The sequence below is a fragment of the Dellaglioa sp. CoH-57-MRSF-19 genome (genome assembly GCF_056781975.1).
In genome coordinates this window covers 1-968 of the sequence record NZ_JBXAXW010000034.1, presented here as the reverse complement: position 1 = coordinate 968, position 968 = coordinate 1, and the positions used below count along the sequence as shown (strand labels likewise).

Annotated in this window: 2 protein-coding genes; both read left to right on the top strand. The window is 53.4% G+C overall.

What is annotated here, in order from left to right:
- A partial coding sequence (locus AC1RO3_RS08000) for a hypothetical protein (RefSeq protein WP_481763929.1) occupies nucleotides 1-316 on the top strand: 316 nt, incomplete at its 5' end.
- A 2-nt stretch (nucleotides 317-318) separates the two neighbouring features.
- Nucleotides 319-720 carry a hypothetical protein gene (locus AC1RO3_RS07995; RefSeq protein ID WP_391857923.1) on the top strand — a complete coding sequence of 134 codons (402 nt, stop codon included), beginning with the start codon at nucleotides 319-321 and terminating at the stop codon, nucleotides 718-720.
- Nucleotides 721-968 lie beyond the last annotated feature (248 nt).

The window sequence follows — 968 nt, the reverse complement described above, 5'->3', positions numbered from 1 at the left end:
GGTGAAGAAGGATGTGATGGGCTTCATGGATAACGCGAGGGCTGTCGCTACCAAGGAGCGATCGGAATTGGCGGTGTCTACCGAAAAGGGAAAGATTGGCCTAACCGTCAAGACTTCTAACGGTGTGTCAAAAACGCAAATCCGTGGCTCCGTGTCGGCAAAGCTGAGCTGGAAAGTGGACTATGAGTTCATCGACGAGGTAATGCGCAAGTGCGGCGACGCCGTGACCATCAAATTCGTGGACGACGCGCAGTCCTTCATTATGGTGAAGGGCGCAAACTCCGTGTATTCGCTTGTCGCTCTTAATCAGGACTGACCATGATCGACCATGATGCTGAACATCGTCTATACGTGCCGATGGACCCGTACCTGTTCTACGAGCTTGGCGGCGGTTATGCTCTGAACAAGGGGCCGCACGCACTTCCCGATGACGCGGTGCTCAAGGTTGGGCCTGCTATTCCACTATCCTGCATGTTCGACTGCTACTGGCTACTGCACGAAGGACAAAAGGTGGGCTACTATTTCCGGTCCACGTTTCAGGTGCTCAATGGCGGTGGATACGTGTGCGCCTACATGGGTGCAGCGCGCGGTGCCGCAGATCGCGTTGAAATCCTATTGAACACCGAAGAGCTAGTGGTCTTCCACTATCCGGGCAAAGGCACAATGATCATCAGCCCTCACGTCGGAACCGAGCTTACCCAAATTTTCACGGAGCAATGATGGACCTGCTAATAGCATTGGCGTTCAATCTGCTACTCATGCTCGCTATGGCAGTTGGCGGTTGGGTTGTGGCGTGGTTTGCCACACGAAAAGATACCGAACTTGTAGGGGCTGCACCGAAGGCTATTGCTGGGTTTATGGCAGGCGCTGTGGCAGTTTGTGTTCTTGGCATGATCCTCAAGGACTGCATGCGCGCAAAGGGAGTTTTGTAATGGCTGAAGAATCTGATCTCGAACTATTCTTGTCCG